The sequence below is a fragment of the Sneathiella aquimaris genome (assembly GCF_026409565.1).
In the GTDB taxonomy this organism is placed as follows: domain Bacteria; phylum Pseudomonadota; class Alphaproteobacteria; order Sneathiellales; family Sneathiellaceae; genus Sneathiella; species Sneathiella aquimaris.
The window spans coordinates 2,049,065-2,066,663 of the sequence record NZ_CP112881.1; the positions used below are offsets into that span (position 1 = coordinate 2,049,065).

A 17,599-nucleotide genomic window follows, 5' to 3' on the forward strand; every position below is an offset into this window, starting at 1 on the left:
TTGGCTTGAGGAGAAGTAGAGTGTCCATTCAGTTATACAATACGGCGAAGCGGCAAAAAGAAGCGTTTGTCCCACGCGATCCCAAAAATGTGGGAATGTATGTCTGTGGACCAACGGTTTATGATACAGCCCATATCGGAAATGCCCGGCCAGCCGTTGTGTTTGACGTATTAGCGCGCTTGCTTCGTCACGAATATGGCGACGATCACGTGACCTATGTGCGTAATATAACGGATGTAGAAGATAAAATTATTGAAGCCGCGGCCGCCAATAACGAAAGCATTGCTGACCTCACGGCACGGACAACCAAGGCCTATCATGATGATATGGCGGCGTTAGGTGTTGGGCTGCCGGACCGCGAACCAAAAGCAACCGAGCATATCGACGGCATGATCGAGATGATCGGCGTGTTGATCGATAAAGGGCACGCCTATGAGGCGGAGGGTCATGTTCTTTTTGATGTCCCAAGTATGCCTGATTACGGAAAACTTTCCGGGCGCAACCGTGAAGAGCTGATCGAAGGGGCGCGGGTGGAAGTTGCTCCTTATAAGAAGGATCCCGCAGATTTTGTCCTGTGGAAACCGTCTCCGGGTGATATGCCTGGATGGGAAAGCCCTTGGGGCAAAGGTCGGCCGGGTTGGCATATCGAATGTTCTGTGATGTCCAAGGCCGAACTTGGAGAAGCGTTTGACATTCACGGTGGTGGTCGCGATTTGATTTTCCCTCATCATGAAAATGAAGTTGCGCAAAGCTGCTGTGCCAATGAAGACAGTACCTTCGCCCGCTATTGGGTTCATAACGGTTTTCTGACCGTTGAAGGTAAAAAAATGTCCAAGTCACTGGGCAACTTCTTTACGGTTCGCGATTTATTGGATAAGGCCAGCAAGCTGGAAAACTGCGCCGGTGAAATCTATCGTTTTCTATTGCTCAATACAGACTATCGTCAACCCTTGAACTGGACTGAAGTTGGTGTTGAAAATGCTGAAAACTCTTTGAATACGCTTTATACGGCGATGCAGAAGCTGGAAGATGTTGGCGCGGAATTGTCGGTTGTCCCCGATACGATTGTTGATCATCTGAAAAATGATATCGATACCCCATTTGCGTTGAAAGAGCTGATTGCGATCGCGAAAAAAGCCAATGTGGCCAGCGATCAAGAAGAACGCGCAATCCTGAAAGGCCAGTTAATCAAAGGCGGGCAATTGCTCGGTGTATTGCAGCAGTCTGTTGACGACTGGTTTAAAGGGGCTGCTGGCAGCGAATTGGACGGGGCGGCCATTGATGAGTTGATAGAAGAGCGTATCCAATCCAAGAAACAGAAGAATTTTGCACGGGCAGATGAAATTCGGAATGACCTGATGGAACAGGGAATCATTTTGGAAGACGGACCCGAAGGAACAACCTGGAAGAGGGCATAATGAGCAAAGAACGGCTATATCTTTTCGACACGACGCTACGGGATGGCGCGCAAACCCAAGGCGTGGATTTTAGTGTTGAGAACAAGATTTTTATTGCCGAAGCTCTGGATAAGTTGGGGATTGACTATATCGAAGGCGGATGGCCCGGCGCCAATCCTGGCGATACGGCTTTTTTCGAAAATCCGCCAAAGTTTAAAAACGCTACCTTTACTGCGTTTGGAATGACCCGTCGTCCCGGACGCAGTGTGTCCAACGATGTGGGACTTGCGGCTGTTCTTGATGCGAAAACGCCCGCAACCTGTCTGGTCGGAAAAAGCTGGGATTTTCAGGTTGATGTTGCCCTCGGTATTTCAAATCAGGAAAATGTTGAACTGATCTCGTCCAGTATCGAAGAATGTGTTCGTCAAGGGCGCGAAGCGATGTATGACGCCGAACATTTCTTTGATGGATATAAGGCCAATCCAGATTATGCGATGGAATGCTTGAAAGCTGCCCATGATGCGGGTGCCCGCTGGGTTGTCCTGTGTGATACAAATGGCGGGTCCATGCCGCATGAAGTCTCCCGGATTGTAAAAGAGGTCGTTAAAGTCATCCCCGGTGATCATGTTGGTATTCATACCCATAATGATACGGAAAATGCGGTTTCAAATACGCTTGCCGCTGTTCTGGCTGGTGCCCGGCAGGTGCAGGGAACCATCAACGGGCTGGGTGAACGCTGTGGTAATGCCAACATGATGAGCCTTATTCCAACTTTCATGTTGAAAGAGCCGTTTAAATCGCAGTTTGAAACCGGGATATCGGCTGAAGGCCTGAAAAGCCTGACTTCTGTTTCACGGCTTTTGGATGAAGTGCTAAACCGGGCTGCCAATCGGCACCAGCCCTATGTGGGACCCTCTGCGTTCACCCATAAAGGGGGACTGCATGTCTCGGCGGTTCAAAAAGACCCAAGCACCTATGAACATATCGAGCCGTCACTGGTTGGAAACTCGCGTATTATTCCTGTTTCGGATCAGGCTGGTCGGTCAAATGTTCTTGCACAGTTAAAAGACTTTGGTATGGACGTTGATCCAAAGGATCCGCGGATCGATCGCCTTCTGGAAGAGGTGAAAGAACGGGAATTTAACGGTTATAGCTATGATAGTGCGCCGGCCAGCTTTGAATTGATGGCGCGCCGTCGTCTGGGAATGGTGCCTAATTACTTTGAGGTTGAAAGTTTTCGTACGCAGGTTGAACGGCGCCACAATGCCAAAGGGGACATGATTTCTGTCTCGGATGCAGTGGTAAAAGTGATTGTTGACGGTAAACGATATATGTCTGTAGCTGAAGGAAATGGTGCGGTGAACGCGCTTGATATGGCCCTGCGAAAAGATCTTGGAAAATATTCTCAATATCTGGAAGACCTCCGGCTGGAGGATTTCAAGGTGCGTATCCTGACAACCGGGACGGAAGCTGTCACACGGGTTACCATTGAAAGCATTGATGATACCCTTAAGAACTGGACGACGGTCGGGGTTTCCCCGAACCTGGTGGATGCCGCCTTTGCCGCATTGCAGGATAGTATCATTTACAAACTTCTGAAGGCCGGTGCGCCCGCAGGAAAATAGAAGTAATTTTACATGACGAGTAACACACAAGCGCCAGCGATTATTCTCGTAGAACCCCAGATGGGAGAGAATATTGGTGCCGCAGCGCGGGCCATGCTTAATTTTGGTCTCACCGATCTGCGTCTGGTCGCCCCAAGAGACGGCTGGCCCAATGACAGGGCCATACCGCTTGCGTCCGGGGCGGATGTGGTATTGGAAAAAGCCAGACTGTTTGACACGTTGAACGAGGCAATCGCTGACTTGCAGCATGTCTATGCGACCACGGCCCGCCCGCGTGATATGATAAAACGGGTTGTAACCCCCAATGGCGCGGGCAGGGAGATGCGCAGTTCCATTGACAAGGGCGAAGCGTGCGGGATCTTGTTTGGCAAAGAAAGCTGGGGGCTGTCTAGCGACGATATTACATATGCAGACACAATCATCACGGTTCCTTTAAATCCGGACTTTTCATCGATTAATCTGGCTCAGGCGGTGTTGCTTGTTGGGTATGAATGGTATCAGCAAGCCGATGATACGCCTCAGTCCGTAATCAGGAATGAAGAAAGACTGGCGACTAAAAAGGAACTGGTTCATCTGTTCACACGGATTGAAAATGAACTGGATGCCCGCGGCTATTTTGATTCAATCATGAACCGACGGCCGGTGATCCTTGCCAATATGCGCAATATGTTCCACCGGTTTAACCTGATGGAAACTGATATCAAGGCGATGCAGGGCATTATCAAGGGGATATCCCGGCCTAAGAAAAAAGACGATTAGTTAAAGATTTCGTTCTTTTTGCCGGGAAAATCGCCCGATAATTACTTGTTAGTTGATAAAATAACAAAAAGCTTATTTACTGTTTCCTGAATTGTTCCTGATTTTTTTTGGGGGGAGGCAGAATGCGCGGAACTCTTGATCTATTTCACCTTAAGGTCGGTTTTTTGTGGCTCCTGACGGGCGTCACTTTTGGTACATGGATGGGAATTACGGAAAATTTCCAATATGCAAATGCTCACGCCCATGTGGGTCTGTTAGGGTTTGTTTTGCCCGTAATGTTCGGAATATTGCTTAAACTATATGGGCGCCTGAAGCAGGCAGCGCTGTCGGTCCTGCAGTTCTTTGTTTTTCATATCGGGGCGGCGACGCTTATTGCTGGCAAGGTTATTGTGACGAAATCTCCGGAACTTTTCCAAGTTGCAGCAATCGGTTCAATAATCACAATTTTGGGTGTTTTGCTTTTTCTTGTCATGATCTTTGGGTTAAAACACAAGCATATTGAATAAGACAAAGATCGGGATAAGCCCGACAGGAGAAGAATGTGACGATAACAAATGGTTTTGCTGAATTATCAGATATAACGCTGCATTACGCGGAAGTCGGGCGAGGCCATGACACGCTTGTTATTTTCCTGCATGGTTTTCCTGAATTCTGGTATACTTGGCGTCAACAGCTGCCGGTAATAGGGACACATTTTCACGCTGTGGCGCCGGATCTGCGCGGGTACAATCTGTCAGATCGGCCAGAAGATCCTAAAGCCTATACAATTGGTCCCTTAATCAATGATGTTATCGAGCTTGCGCATCATTTCGGACATGAGAAATTCTATCTTGTCTCTCATGACTGGGGGGCTGCTATTGGCTGGTCAGTTGCCCTTGCGCACCCAGATCGGGTGAAAGGCCTCTGTGTTTTAAACGGCCCGCATCCTTATATTTTCTCAAAACTGTTGGAAGAAGATGAAACCCAAATTGCCCACAGTCAGTATATGGCAGATTTTCGGGAGCCGGGGATAGAAGAAAAGCTGCAAGCCGATAATTGTGAATGGTTGTGGGACTGGACCTTCAAAAAACATTTCGAAAATGGGCAAATGACACAGGCCGATAAAAACGCCTATCTGGCCGCGTGGCAAAAACCCGGTGCCATTCGTGCCATGCTGAATTATTATCGAAACTCGCCGCTGACGCCACGTCCTAAATCGAAAGGCGTGAAGGGCCTTGAACTGGACCCCGATGCCTTCATTGTCAAGGTTCCCACACTTTTGGTCTGGGGCGAACAAGATCATGCGCTAGTGCCCGCAAATATTGACGGTATCGAAGTGTTTGTTCCTGATTTGAAGATCCTCAAAATGCCGAATGTCAGCCATTGGGTAACCCATGAAGCCCCAAAAGAAGTTGCCCGGGAAGTCTTGGCGTTTTTGACCGATTTGCAAAAGCGACAGAATGCAGCCAAAAATGCTGCAAAGTAAGTTGACTTCTAAAAACGCATGATTATAGTGCGCGTCTTGTGCAAGCCTCGTCGGCATGCCTTATCCTTTGATTTATTGGAATAAGATTATGACTAAACGTATCCAAGCCAAGTATAAAATTGATCGCCGCATGGGCGAAAATATCTGGGGTCGTCCGAAGAGCCCTGTTAATTCACGCGAATATGGACCAGGCCAGCATGGTCAGGGCCGTCGCGGTAAGCTCTCCGACTTTGGTATTCACCTTCGTGCAAAGCAGAAGCTGAAAGGTTACTACGGTAACATCACTGAAAAATCTTTCCGTCGTTTGTATGCTGAAGCCGTTCGTCTTAAAGGCGATACATCAGAAAACCTGATTGGTTTGCTTGAGCGTCGTTTGGATGCTGTTGTGTACCGTATGAAATTTGTACCAACTGTTTTCGCTGCTCGTCAGTTCGTCAACCACGGCCACGTGACTGTAAATGGTAAAAAAGTAAATATTGCTTCTTACCAGGTTAAAGTTGGTGATGTGATTGAAGTTCGCGAGAAATCAAAACAGATGGCTCTCGTTCTGGAAGCAACCGCAAGCGCAGAACGCGAAATTCCAGAATATATGGAAGTGGATCACAAAGCGATGAAAGGAACGTTCAACAACATTCCTGCATTGGCTGATGTTCCTTACCCGGTTGTCATGGAACCAAACCTGATCGTTGAATTCTACTCTCGTTAATTCGAGGGACCACATTTACAACATTTCCGATGTTGTTATCAGAGCCCCGCAGCGTTGTTGCGGGGCTTTTATTTTGTCCGGTGCGCTGACCTCTTTGTATTTGCTTGTTCGGAAAGGAGGATGGGGCGCATTATTCACAACAAATCACAGGCAATTATTTATGCAGGAAGGCGTCCTAAGAATGCCTGTTATAATTGCGAATTGCGTTGAAAAAATTATACATCCCTTTCCAAGATTTAGATCATTTTCGAAGTAACCGGCAATCATAGGCTCGCTACAATTGATTGTTTTCTTATGTTGAAAAGTTATATTACTGTTTAGACGATAAAAACCGACCTGTAATTTTATTGTTTTTTGGTTTTATTTTAAAGTTACTGTTTTTTTGGGGAATGGCGGTTTTTTGAATATTGTATCGGCATTACCGACGTTAAAATGTGACGACAAGTTTTCAGATATATCCTGTAGTTTTAAAATAGATTTATTTCTGAACAATAGAATGGCACCATTGCGATCTCTGTTCTGAGTGTTTTTGAAATATTGAATCAAAATAAATGAAGGGAGGTTTGGTTGGAACTGGGCAATCTTGATGCTGAAGCGTTGCTGAGAAGTCTGAATGCAGGCGTCGTCGTGCATAACAATCGAACAGAAATACTTTTTGCAAACCCGAAGGCATTGGAGCTTCTCCGGCTTTCTAAAGAGCAGGCCTTGGGCAAAGATGCAATGGACCCTAAGTGGCATTTTATTGGCTCTCATGGGGGGACGCTGACTATTGACCAATATCCAGTCAATCAGGTTCTTCAAAAACGTAAGGGGATTGCAAATCTGGAAATCGGGATATGTGATAGCACAAAAGATGAAGTGACATGGGTCTTGTGCAACGCCTATCCAGAATTTGAAAACGGGATCGTCGATAAGGTTATTGTGACGTTTATTGATGTGACCAAAGAACATCAAACAATACCGTACAAAGATATTGTGGATCTTTCTAACGATGTGATTGTTGTGACAAAAGCACGGCCTATCGATAACGAGGGGCCTGAAATCGTTTATGTAAATGATGCATTTACGGCCCTTACCGGCTACACAGCTGAAGAAGCAATCGGCAAAAACCCCAGAATTTTACAACGTGACGAAACTGATCCAGAAACAAGAAAACGCGTTCGAGATGCCTTGATTGCCAACGAACCATTACGCGAAGATATTTTGAATTTTTCGAAAAATGGCCGCCCGTACTGGCTGGATATGAATATCGTGCCTCTTAAAGATGAATTTGGCGAAATATCTTATTTTGCGGCCATTGAACGCGATGTTACTGAGACTAAAAACCTGCAGAACAAACTTCAGGATTTGGCCATCAAAGATCCTTTGACGGGTTTATATAACAGGCGCGGCTTTAGCGAATTAGGGCAAGAGAGTTTTTATATCGCCCGCCGTGTTCATCAGAAATACGCTGTTGCAATGATCGACATTGATCATTTTAAGAGTGTGAATGACGCCTATGGCCATGATATTGGTGATCTTGTTATTCAGGATCTTGCAAATTGCCTTAGAAATAGTTTTCGGGAAAGCGACCTTGTGGGCCGTATGGGCGGCGAAGAGTTTGCCGTTATTATGCCATCCACCAGTTTGGAGGCGGCCTATAAAAAACTGGATGAGTTACGATTGAAAATTTCCAACCGAAATTTAAAAGAACTGGAAGGACGTCCCTTTACTGTTAGCATCGGTCTCTGTCCATTAACAGACGAAACCAGAGGATTGGATGAATTGCTGAAAAACGCGGATAAGGCACTCTATGAAGCAAAAAAATCTGGCAGGAACAAAGTAACCGCCTTTTTTGAATAAATTATTCACAGCATTGCAGAACGAACCGTCGACACCAAACCGTTTGTTTGGGTTGATCGGGAACGTGCACTTGCCCGGTGTTGAAGTTCATTTTCAGGGGGTGCAAAGTTTTCGCCTGCAAAATCAAAATCAGTTATGCCCCAGCGTCTGATTGATCTACAAAGTAAAGCACCTTGATCGACATTGTTCTCTTTAGTACTTATGGCAAACTCTTTCCTAAATGAAGTGTAGAAAAAATGGAATTCTTAAGCATTTTTACCAGTCCAGAAGCCATCATTGCTTTGTTGACCTTGATCGTAATGGAGGTTGTTCTTGGGATTGATAATCTTATTTTTGTCTCGATCCTGAGTAATAAATTACCAGAACATCAACAGAAAACGGCACGGATGATCGGGATCAGTTTAGCGATGATTATGCGTCTGGGACTGTTGTCCGTGGTTGCAATCATCGTTAGTTTGACCCAGCCCGTTTTTACGATATTGGACCTTTCTTTTTCCTGGCGGGATCTGATAATGCTGGCCGGCGGCCTTTTCCTTGTCTGGAAAGCGACTACTGAAATCCATCATCATGTTGAAGGGAAGGACAATGACACGGAGGCGGGAGGGATTGTAAAAATCAGTTTCACGGCCGCTGTTACTCAAATTATCCTGCTGGATGTCGTTTTCTCGATCGACAGCATCATCACGGCGGTTGGAATGACAGACCAGATTGCAATTATGGTTATCGCGGTTGTTGTTGCGGTTTCCGTTATGTTGTTTGCGGCAAATCCGTTATCCGAGTTTATTTCGCGCAACCCAACAGTTGTTATGCTGGCTCTTGGTTTCTTGTTGATGATCGGGATGACATTGATTGCCGAAGGCTTTGGCGCTCACGTACCGAAAGGTTATTTGTATGCGGCGATGGCATTTTCCGCGCTGGTTGAACTGCTGAATACATTAACAAGAAAGAACCGGAAAAAGAAAAGCGCCTAAGAAGGCGCTTTGTCTATATTGGATTTTGATGGATGTGTTCAAGCTTCGGGGTTTAACAGAGAAGCCTCTGACTCAACACATCCCTCAATGCGCGCGATGGACCCATGGATTTTCACTTTTCTCTGGGCCATCAGCTTTAGCGCCAATGGATAAATTTTATGTTCCTGTTCAAGGATCCGCGCAGCCAGGCTTTCCGGTGTATCTTTTTGTAAAATCGGAACAGCAGCCTGCGCAATAATCGGTCCATCGTCCATTTCGGGCCGAACAACATGAACCGTACATCCGGTAAAGCGCGCCCCTGATTCAATAGCGCGTTCATGAACATGCAGGCCTTTGAACGCGGGCAGAAGCGATGGGTGAATATTGATGATAGAGTCGCGCCAACGGTTGACGAAGTCGGCCGTCAAAAGACGCATGAAGCCTGCAAGGCAAATAAGGTCAATTTGCATGCCTTCCAGATATTCGTTAATCGCAGCATCAAAATCATCGCGATTGTCGTAGTCACGATGATTAATCACTTTGGTAGGAATATTATGCGCTTTGGCAAATTCCAGCCCGCCAGCATCTGGATTATTTGACAGGATCGTTACGATCTCTGCCGGGAACCCTTCTTCCTGACTGGCTTTAACCAGGGCCTGCATATTTGAACCCCGGGAAGAAATGAAAATTGCTACTTTCACTTTAAAAACGCCTCTTCCAAATCAGGAATTGAAACCTGCTCAGCATCGGTCTCTCGGGCAATGAGGCGACCCACTGTCTGAGCGTTCTCTCCGTGATCGGATAACAATTGCAAGGCAGCCTCTTCATTTTCAGGGGCCACGGCAACAATCATGCCCAGTCCACAGTTAAAGGTTGTCGCCAATTCCCGCGGCGCAATATTGCCAAGCTCGGCCAGCCATTTAAACAAGGGCGGCAATGTCCAAGCATTCGCGTCAATTTCCGCAGTCAGGGTGTCCGGCAAAATACGCGGAATATTTTCATAAAGCCCGCCGCCAGTAATATGAGAAAGGGCCTTGATATGACCCGCACGAATGCTGGCAAGGCAGCTTTTTACATAAATTCGGGTCGGGGCAATCAAGGCGTCGCCCAAAATAACATTTTCATCGAACGGGGCCGGTGCTTCCAGATCCAGCTTAAAGTCGCTGAGCAGCCGACGGACCAGGGAATAACCGTTTGAATGAACACCGCTGGATGAAAGACCAATTAAAATGTCTCCTTCATTCAAGGTGTCTGCTTTGAGAAGCTGGTCTCTTTCAACCGCGCCGACTGTAAAGCCGGCCATGTCATAATCGCCCTTCGCATACATGCCCGGCATCTCCGCGGTTTCACCACCGATCAGCGCGCAGCCAGCCTGCTTGCAGCCTTCGGCGATACCGGCAACGATATCCCGGGTTGCTTCGACATCCAATCCACCGGTTGCAAAATAATCGAGGAAGAAAAGAGGTTCTGCCCCCTGAACGACAAGGTCATTCACGCACATGGCAACCAGATCGATCCCAACCGTGTCATGCTTGTTCATATCGATGGCGACTTTTAGTTTTGTACCAACACCGTCCGTTGCTGAAACAAGCAGTGGATCTTTGAAGCCTGCCGCTTTAGGATCAAAAATCGCCCCAAAACCACCCAGATCAGCATTAGCGCCCGGCCTGCGGGTCATTGCTGCAAGTGGTTTGATGGCATCAACAAGAGAATTGCCTGCGTCAATATCGACACCTGCATCTTTGTAATTGTAACTTTTTTTGGAGCTATCGGTCTTCATAAGATATGCTGTATCCGGTATCCTGATTCTAGATGCGTCAACATACGTTTTTTCCAGTGGTTTGCAATGACGGAAACGAAACACATTCGAAGTTATTTTGCCTTGCTATCGTTCATAATAGCGAGTTTTCTCCTTTTCGGCATTAACAATGCGCGGGCAACGGATAGTAAACTCTATTCAGTGAAAGGTATTTCGGTGGACGCCACAGCGGCTTCTGCAAGTGAAGCGCGGACGCTTGCGGTCGCCGCAGGACAGCGGCGGGCGTATAAAGCATTGTTAAGAAACCTTATTCCAAGGTCTTATCATGATTCCCTGCCAGAAGTTTCAGATGCCGACTTAACCGCGATGATAACTGGTTTTCAGGTATCCAATGAAAAAACGTCGGCGACGCGTTATCTGGCGGATTTGATCTTTGATTTCAAACCGGAGAGCGTCCGGCCGATTCTACAGGCCAACAATCTTCCCTATGCTGAGACCCGAAGCAAACCGGTTCTGATCCTGCCCGTGTATGACGCATTGGGCGCCAAGACCCTTTGGGGGGAACCTAACCCGTGGCGTGATACCTGGATTGACGTTTTTGAAAATGGAAACGGCCCCATAGGGAACTCCAAACGCTTGGACGACTGGGCGCAAACGCGGGTCGTGCCTATCATGGTTCCCAGCGGTTCGCTTGACGATATTCGAACAGTGTCTGTTGAAGATGCGGTCGGTTTAAACGGTCCAGCGCTTACCGAGATTGCGGATAGTTACGGGGCCGGCGTTGTTATGGTCGTGTATGCCAGCCTGCAAAATCAGGGGGGGATACGTCGTCTGGATGTATCTATCCAGCGGAATGATGCTTTTAGTACCGCTGTGGTCGAAAGTTACACCGGCGGACAAACAAACAGCGATATTTTCCGAACGGCCATCTTTGATATTGTCGATAACCTTCAGGAAGGTTGGAAAGATCAATATATTCTGGATCGCAGTATCGAGAACAAGCTGGCCGTTTCTACAACAATTTCCAGTCTCTCAGAATGGATGGCCATTCAGGAAAAAACAAAATCAGTTCCCGCTGTTCAGCAAATCAAAATCCGGGAATTGTCCGTAGAGAAGGCATTTTGGGAGATTTCATTTGTCGGTGAAATTGACCAGCTCTCCAGCGCGTTGGCGCAACGGGATTTGTTCTTGAATTCAGTCGATGGCTTTTGGCTTTTAGAAGCAGCTACACACGAATAGTAAGATTGTAAATAGTGTCTCTTCTTTAGAATACAGTTCGGAAAATAGCTTGAATATACCCAATAGCATAACTTTGGCGCGTATCCTGACGGTACCGTTGATTGTATGGCTGATCCTTAGCGAAGAAATGCTGATTGCCTTTATTGTCTTTGTTTTGGGCGGGCTTTCTGATGCTCTGGATGGTCTGATTGCCAAACAGTTTAATCTGGTAACCCATCTGGGCAAATATCTGGACCCGTTGGCTGACAAAATCTTGCTGGTTTCCGTTTATGTCACGCTGGGGATCAAGGAATATATCCCAAGTTGGCTTGTGATCCTTGTTGTCAGTCGTGATTTACTTATCGTGGGAGGGGTCCTTTTTTCTCATGCAATGGAACGCAACCTGCGGATCCATCCTGTTTTGATCAGCAAGATAAATACATTCTTTCAAATTGCATTAGCCGCGGTCGTGTTGGGAACAGCAGGCTTTAATGTTGAATTAGGTGTTTGGCAGGTGAGTATTGTCTATACTGTTGCAATCACGACGGTTTTGTCTGGATACTACTATCTGTCAAGTTGGATGAAACAATCCGAACAAACTGGAATGAGGGGCTGAACGGATATGACAATTCAACAACATATGAGGTTTTGGACAGTTCTGATCGCACTGTTTGTCCTTTTTCTCATTCTATTAAGTGACATCCTGCTGCCTTTTGTTCTTGGCATGGCCGTTGCGTATTTCCTCGATCCTGTTGCGGATAAGCTGGAAGCGAAAGGATTGGGACGGACAACCGCGACATCGATTATTGTGGGCATTTTCTTACTGTTAAGTTGCCTCTTTATCATTCTGTTAGTGCCGGCGCTCATTGATCAGCTAATCGGCTTATTGAAAAGATTACCCGGTTATATCACAGCGCTATACGATTTCTTTAAACCCATCATTGCACGGTTTGTGGATATTGAAATGCTTCAGGCCAGCGAAGAATTCCGCGCGGCCATAAGCAGTTATGCCTCTAATGCTGTCAAAAATCTGGGATCGTTATCTTCTAATCTTCTCAGCCAGGGGCTTGCACTGGTAAATCTGTTATCGCTGCTTGTTATTACCCCGGTTGTTGCTTTTTACCTGTTGCGTGACTGGGACCGGATTACCGCGAAAGTGGATAGTTGGATTCCCCGAAGCAAACTGACTGAAATCCGGCAAATCGCAACAGATATCGATTTCGTTCTTGCCGGATTTGTCCGCGGGCAGTCGACAGTATGCCTTATCCTTTCAATCTATTATGGAACGGCCCTGTTGGCTGTCGGCTTGGAATTTGGTCTTGTGATCGGCATTGTAACTGGCTTGATCTCATTCATACCGTTTGTTGGGGCCATCGTCGGTTTTATCGCCTCGGTGGGTGTGGCCATTTTTCAATTCTGGCCTGACTTTTTTCAAATTGGCATTGTCGGGGCCATCTTTATTGTCGGTCAGGTTCTCGAAGGATATGTCCTAACACCCAAGCTGGTCGGCGAAAAAGTGGGGCTTCACCCGGTTTGGGTCATGTTTGGCTTGTTGGCAGGCGGTAGCCTGTTCGGTTTTGTCGGTGTGTTAATTGCGGTGCCCTTGGCTGCTGTCGTCGGTGTCGTAAGCCGTTTCGCGCTTTCCCAATATATGAGCAGTCCGCTTTATGGGCGAAATCAGGAGCAGTTGGAGGGGGACGAGTGAAGTCAGAACAACTGCCCCTTGACCTTGCGTGGAGAGCCGCACACGGACGGGATGATTTTCTGGTTGCGGGCCCTAATAAAGAGGCGGTTGCCTGGATCGACCGCTGGCCAGACTGGCCAAGCCGGTTTCTGTTGCTGACTGGCCCTGATGGGTGCGGAAAAACCCATTTGTCTCATGTCTGGATGGAACGGAATAAAGCGGCCCTGATAACATCGGAAGAGTTGGGTATGCTACCAATGGACACGCTGTCTAATTTTGCCCGTGCCCCCCTGGTCATTGAAAATATTGGCCCTGATGTGCCCGAAGAAAATCTGTTTCACCTGTATAATCTGGTAAAAGAGAAAGGGGGGTCTGTTCTTATGACGTCCCGTTACAATTATTCAGAATGGCCCCTCACGCTCCCCGATCTCATTTCGCGCCTTGGTACCGTTCAGGTCGCTAGAATTGAAGAGCCGGATGATGAGTTATTTGCTTCCGTTCTGGTAAAGCTATTTGCCGATAGGCAGTTACAGGTCACCCCTGAAATCTTGCAATATCTAATGGTTCGCCTTGAAAGATCGTTTGGGCAGGCACGGCATGTGGTGTCCGCTCTCGACGATCTATCATTGGCCCATAAACGGCGCATAACCATCCCACTCGTAAGGGATCTATTGGAAAAAGAAGGACAATTATAATGGATTTCGGAATTAAGGGTCGCAGGGCAATTGTATGCGCTTCCAGTAAAGGGCTTGGACGGGCCTGTGCGGAAGCCTTGGCAGAAGAGGGGGTAAATCTGGTTTTGACAGCCCGAACAGAAGGCCCCTTGCTAAAAACCGCAGAGGAAATTCGTACAAAATATGACGTGAATGTTGTCGCCATTGCAGGGGACATTACCACGGAAGAAGGACGGGCTGCTGTTCTGAAGGAATGTCCTGATCCTGACATCTTGATCAATAACGCGGGTGGCCCACCTCCAGGTGACTTCAGGGACTGGTCTACTGAAGACTGGATGAAAGCGTTGAATGCCAACATGTTGACGGCTATCGAATTGATCCGTCAGACAGTGGATGGGATGCAGGAACGTAAATTTGGTCGCATCATCAATATAACATCGGCGGCCGTAAAAGCGCCGATCGATATTCTAGGGCTCTCCAATGGCGCACGCGCCGGTTTAACGGGTTTTGTCGCCGGGATTTCGCGCAAAACAGTCGCCCATAACGTGACAATCAATGGCTTGTTGCCCGGTCCATTTGATACGGATCGGCTGAAATCAACATTGGAACCCGCGGCAAAAGCCACGGGAAAATCCATCAAGGAAGTGGCCGCGGAACGCGCCGCACTGAACCCGGCCGGGCGTTTTGGTCAGCCCGAGGAATTTGGGGCCACCTGCGCGTTTTTATGCAGTGACAAAGCTGGTTTCATTACAGGCCAGAATATTCTCTTGGACGGGGGTGCCTTCCCGGGTACTCTTTAACCAACAAACAAGACGGGGGCTCGCATGAAGAAATTAGTACGTGGATTAACTTTTATGGCCGCTATAGGGATGAGCGGCACAGCATCTGCAAATTCAGGTGTCATCGGCATATGGGAAACGGTCGAGGGTAAAAGTCATGTGCAGATTTCTTCCTGTGGAGAGAATAAATATTGCGGTGAACTGATTTGGCTCAAGGAACCGAACACTGAAAAAGGCGAGCCAAAAACCGACATTAATAATCAAGACGAAAAACTTAGAAATAGACCGATTATTGGTATTCAGCTGCTGAATGGGTTGGAAAAAACTGGGCCCAACGAATGGGATGATGGGACAATTTATAACCCGGAAGATGGCAATACCTATAGTTCTGAAATGCGCCTTATCGATACCGATCAGCTACAGGTTGAAGGATGTGTATTGTTTATTTGCAAAGAACAAATCTGGACACGAAAGAAATAGGAAATACTTGATAAAGCTGCATTTTGTCACAAAATGGTGATATACAGGTGGTATGGGAATGGAACTTATCCCAATCCATTAAGGTGGTGCTGTGAATTCTCCTATTATTGTCTCTGATCAAGAAGAGTTGTCTGATGTAAATCCAGAAAGCCATAGTCGGTTTATAAACCGCGAACTTTCCTGGCTTTCTTTTAACTGGCGGGTCTTGGAAGAGGCCGAAAATAAGAACCACCCCTTGTTGGAGCGGTTAAGATTTTTGTCCATTTCGGCGACCAATCTTGATGAATTCTACATGGTTCGGGTTGCGGGGCTTCTCGGCCAGATCAACGCCCGTGTTACAACCTTAAGTTCAGATGGTTTAACGCCGGCACAGACACTGGAACAAGTGGATAAAAAGGCCGCGCGCCTTATCGATCAGCAGCAGATTATCTGGAAAGACCTTTTGCAGGATATGCAGCGTGAGGGTATTTCTGTCGTCAGTCCAGACGGCCTTTCTGGCGATGACAAGGCGTGGCTCGCGAATTATTTTGAAGAACAGATCTTTCCGATCCTGACGCCGATGGCAATTGATCCGTCTCATCCATTTCCGTTTATTCAAAATCTTGGCTTTGGCATGATTTTGCAATTATCGGGTCGAAAAGCAGAAAAACGCCTGAAGGCCCTAATTCTGTTTCCGCAAACCCTGCATCGTTTCATCAGGCTGCCTGGTAGTGAAATTCGGTATATCACGCTGGAACATACGGTAACCCTGTTTCTGGATCGGCTTTTCCCCGGTTATTCGGTGGATGGGCAAGGTCTTTTCCGGCTTGTTCGTGATAGTGATATTGAGGTTGAAGAAGAAGCCGAAGATCTTGTGCGACTGTATGAAAGCGCGTTGAAACGCCGACGCCGGGGCAGCGTTATTCGGTTAAAAGTTGATGCGGGCATGCCTAAGCCCCTCGCGGATTTTTTGGCCGAAGAGCTTAATATTGATGTTCGCGCTATCATGGTGATTGATGGTATTCTCGGCATTTCAACCATCAATCAGATGATCGGTGAAGAACGACCTGATCTTGTGTTTGAACCGGCGGAGGCGCGTTATCCTGAAAGGGTCAGGGATGCCGGTGGTAATGTCTTTAATGCCATCAGTGCCAAAGATTTCATTGTTCATCACCCGTATGAAAGCTTTGACGTTGTCGTCCAGTTTCTCAGGCAGGCCGCTGCCGATCCCGACGTAGTTGCGATCAAGCATACTTTGTATCGAACATCATCAGACTCCCCGATTATAAAAGCATTGATAGAAGCGGCCGAAGCAGGAAAGTCGGTCACTGCCCTTATCGAACTCAAAGCAAGGTTCGATGAAGAAGCCAATATCCGCTGGGCGCGGGATCTGGAACGGGCAGGGGCTCAGGTCATTTACGGGTTCTTTGATCTGAAAACCCATGCGAAAGTCTCTCTGGTGGTTCGCAGGGAAGGCGGACAGCTGAAAAATTACATGCATTTTGGAACTGGTAACTACCACCCGGTGAATGCCCGTATCTATTCAGATTTGTCACTCTTTACGGATGATGCTGACTTGGCAAAGGATGTGGCCCTGATGTTCAATTACATCACCGGGTACGCAACGCCCAAAGGATTATCGAAACTGTATTTGTCGCCCTATAGCCTGCGGAATTCACTGATCGAAATGATTGATCAGGAAATCGCCTTTGCAAAAGAAGGTAAGCCCGCCTCTGTATGGGCAAAAATGAATTCACTGGTCGATGCCAAAATCATCGATAAACTATATGAAGCCAGCAATGCCGGTGTCGATATCCGTTTGATTGTCCGCGGAATTTGCTGTTTGCGTCCGGGGGTCCCCGGACTTTCCGAGAATATCTATGTGAAAAGCATTGTTGGTCGTTTTCTGGAGCATTCGCGGGTCGTTTGTTTTGGAAATGGGGCCGAAATGCCGTCTGAAGAAGCCCATGTTTTTATTACTTCGGCTGATTGGATGCCTCGAAATTTCGACCGTCGGATTGAAACATTGGTACCGATTACAAACGAGACTGTGAAAAGACAGGTGCTCGATCAAATTATGGTCGCCTGCCTGAAAGATACTGAGCAAACCTGGGTTCTCGGTCCGGACGGAGAATACCAACGTTTACAGGATGTTAAGAATGAATTTTCTGCGCATAAATATTTTTTAACAAATCCGTCTTTATCTGGGCGCGGAAAAGCTTTAAAGGTGAATAATCCGGTTCCGATTTTGATTCCACCAAGTTAATGGATGTTGCACTTGG

General features: G+C 47.2%; 17 protein-coding genes. 15 read left to right on the forward strand and 2 right to left on the reverse strand.

What is annotated here, in order from left to right; genetic code table 11:
- Positions 1–20: 20 nt before the first annotated feature.
- From cysS to OIR97_RS09760, 8 genes are all read left to right on the forward strand, one after another.
- Positions 21–1,418, forward strand: a complete 1,398-nt coding sequence (gene cysS, locus OIR97_RS09725) for a cysteine--tRNA ligase (RefSeq protein WP_169545445.1) — start codon at positions 21–23, stop codon at positions 1,416–1,418.
- Positions 1,418–3,022: a citramalate synthase gene (cimA, locus tag OIR97_RS09730; protein WP_169545446.1), complete on the forward strand. Its 1,605-nt coding sequence runs from the start codon at positions 1,418–1,420 to the stop codon at positions 3,020–3,022. The genes cysS and cimA overlap by 1 nt, the downstream gene beginning before the upstream one ends.
- Positions 3,023–3,034: 12 nt before the next feature.
- Positions 3,035–3,781, forward strand: a complete 747-nt coding sequence (locus OIR97_RS09735) for an RNA methyltransferase (protein WP_169545447.1) — start codon at positions 3,035–3,037, stop codon at positions 3,779–3,781.
- 122 nt (positions 3,782–3,903) lie between these two features.
- Positions 3,904–4,287, forward strand: coding sequence for a hypothetical protein (locus OIR97_RS09740; RefSeq protein WP_169545448.1), 384 nt, complete (start codon positions 3,904–3,906; stop codon positions 4,285–4,287).
- Between the two features lie 35 nt (positions 4,288–4,322).
- Positions 4,323–5,246, forward strand: a complete 924-nt coding sequence (locus OIR97_RS09745; protein WP_169545449.1) for an alpha/beta fold hydrolase — start codon at positions 4,323–4,325, stop codon at positions 5,244–5,246.
- A gap of 88 nt (positions 5,247–5,334) precedes the next feature.
- Positions 5,335–5,952, forward strand: a complete 618-nt coding sequence (gene rpsD, locus OIR97_RS09750) for a 30S ribosomal protein S4 (RefSeq protein ID WP_169545450.1) — start codon at positions 5,335–5,337, stop codon at positions 5,950–5,952.
- A gap of 567 nt (positions 5,953–6,519) precedes the next feature.
- Positions 6,520–7,794, forward strand: coding sequence for a sensor domain-containing diguanylate cyclase (locus OIR97_RS09755; RefSeq protein ID WP_169545451.1), 1,275 nt, complete (start codon positions 6,520–6,522; stop codon positions 7,792–7,794).
- A gap of 236 nt (positions 7,795–8,030) precedes the next feature.
- Positions 8,031–8,765 carry a TerC family protein gene (locus tag OIR97_RS09760; protein ID WP_169545452.1) on the forward strand — a complete coding sequence of 245 codons (735 nt, stop codon included), beginning with the start codon at positions 8,031–8,033 and terminating at the stop codon, positions 8,763–8,765.
- Between the two features lie 38 nt (positions 8,766–8,803).
- Here OIR97_RS09760 and purN read toward each other — a convergent pair whose 3' ends face one another.
- Together purN and purM are read right to left on the reverse strand one after the other, a co-directional pair.
- Positions 8,804–9,406 (reverse strand): phosphoribosylglycinamide formyltransferase, encoded by a 603-nt coding sequence (gene purN, locus OIR97_RS09765; protein ID WP_169545453.1) that lies wholly within the window; start codon positions 9,404–9,406, stop codon positions 8,804–8,806.
- Between the two features lie 35 nt (positions 9,407–9,441).
- A complete protein-coding gene (gene purM / locus OIR97_RS09770; RefSeq protein ID WP_169545454.1) occupies positions 9,442–10,524 on the reverse strand; it encodes a phosphoribosylformylglycinamidine cyclo-ligase in 1,083 nt (360 codons plus the stop codon).
- A 66-nt stretch (positions 10,525–10,590) separates the two neighbouring features.
- Between purM and OIR97_RS09775 the strand changes: the two genes are divergently transcribed.
- The 7 genes from OIR97_RS09775 (at position 10,591) to OIR97_RS09805 (ending at position 17,583) form a co-directional block, all read left to right on the forward strand.
- A complete protein-coding gene (locus OIR97_RS09775; RefSeq protein ID WP_169545455.1) occupies positions 10,591–11,742 on the forward strand; it encodes a DUF2066 domain-containing protein in 1,152 nt (383 codons plus the stop codon).
- Positions 11,743–11,791: 49 nt separating this feature from the next.
- Entirely contained in the window at positions 11,792–12,337 is a 546-nt protein-coding gene (locus OIR97_RS09780; protein WP_169545456.1) for a CDP-alcohol phosphatidyltransferase family protein, read from the forward strand.
- A gap of 6 nt (positions 12,338–12,343) precedes the next feature.
- The gene (locus OIR97_RS09785) at positions 12,344–13,426 is read left to right on the forward strand and encodes an AI-2E family transporter (protein ID WP_169545457.1); all 1,083 of its coding nucleotides are present in this window, start codon (positions 12,344–12,346) and stop codon (positions 13,424–13,426) included.
- Complete coding sequence (locus OIR97_RS09790; protein WP_169545458.1) at positions 13,423–14,100, forward strand: HdaA/DnaA family protein; 678 nt, start codon at positions 13,423–13,425, stop codon at positions 14,098–14,100. Before OIR97_RS09785 ends, OIR97_RS09790 begins: the two co-directional genes overlap by 4 nt.
- Positions 14,100–14,879, forward strand: a complete 780-nt coding sequence (locus tag OIR97_RS09795; protein WP_169545459.1) for an SDR family oxidoreductase — start codon at positions 14,100–14,102, stop codon at positions 14,877–14,879. Before OIR97_RS09790 ends, OIR97_RS09795 begins: the two co-directional genes overlap by 1 nt.
- Before the next feature lie 24 nt (positions 14,880–14,903).
- Positions 14,904–15,338 (forward strand): DUF2147 domain-containing protein, encoded by a 435-nt coding sequence (locus OIR97_RS09800; RefSeq protein ID WP_219821718.1) that lies wholly within the window; start codon positions 14,904–14,906, stop codon positions 15,336–15,338.
- 91 nt (positions 15,339–15,429) lie between these two features.
- A complete protein-coding gene (locus tag OIR97_RS09805; protein ID WP_267177707.1) occupies positions 15,430–17,583 on the forward strand; it encodes an RNA degradosome polyphosphate kinase in 2,154 nt (717 codons plus the stop codon).
- The last annotated feature ends 16 nt before the right edge of the window (positions 17,584–17,599 follow it).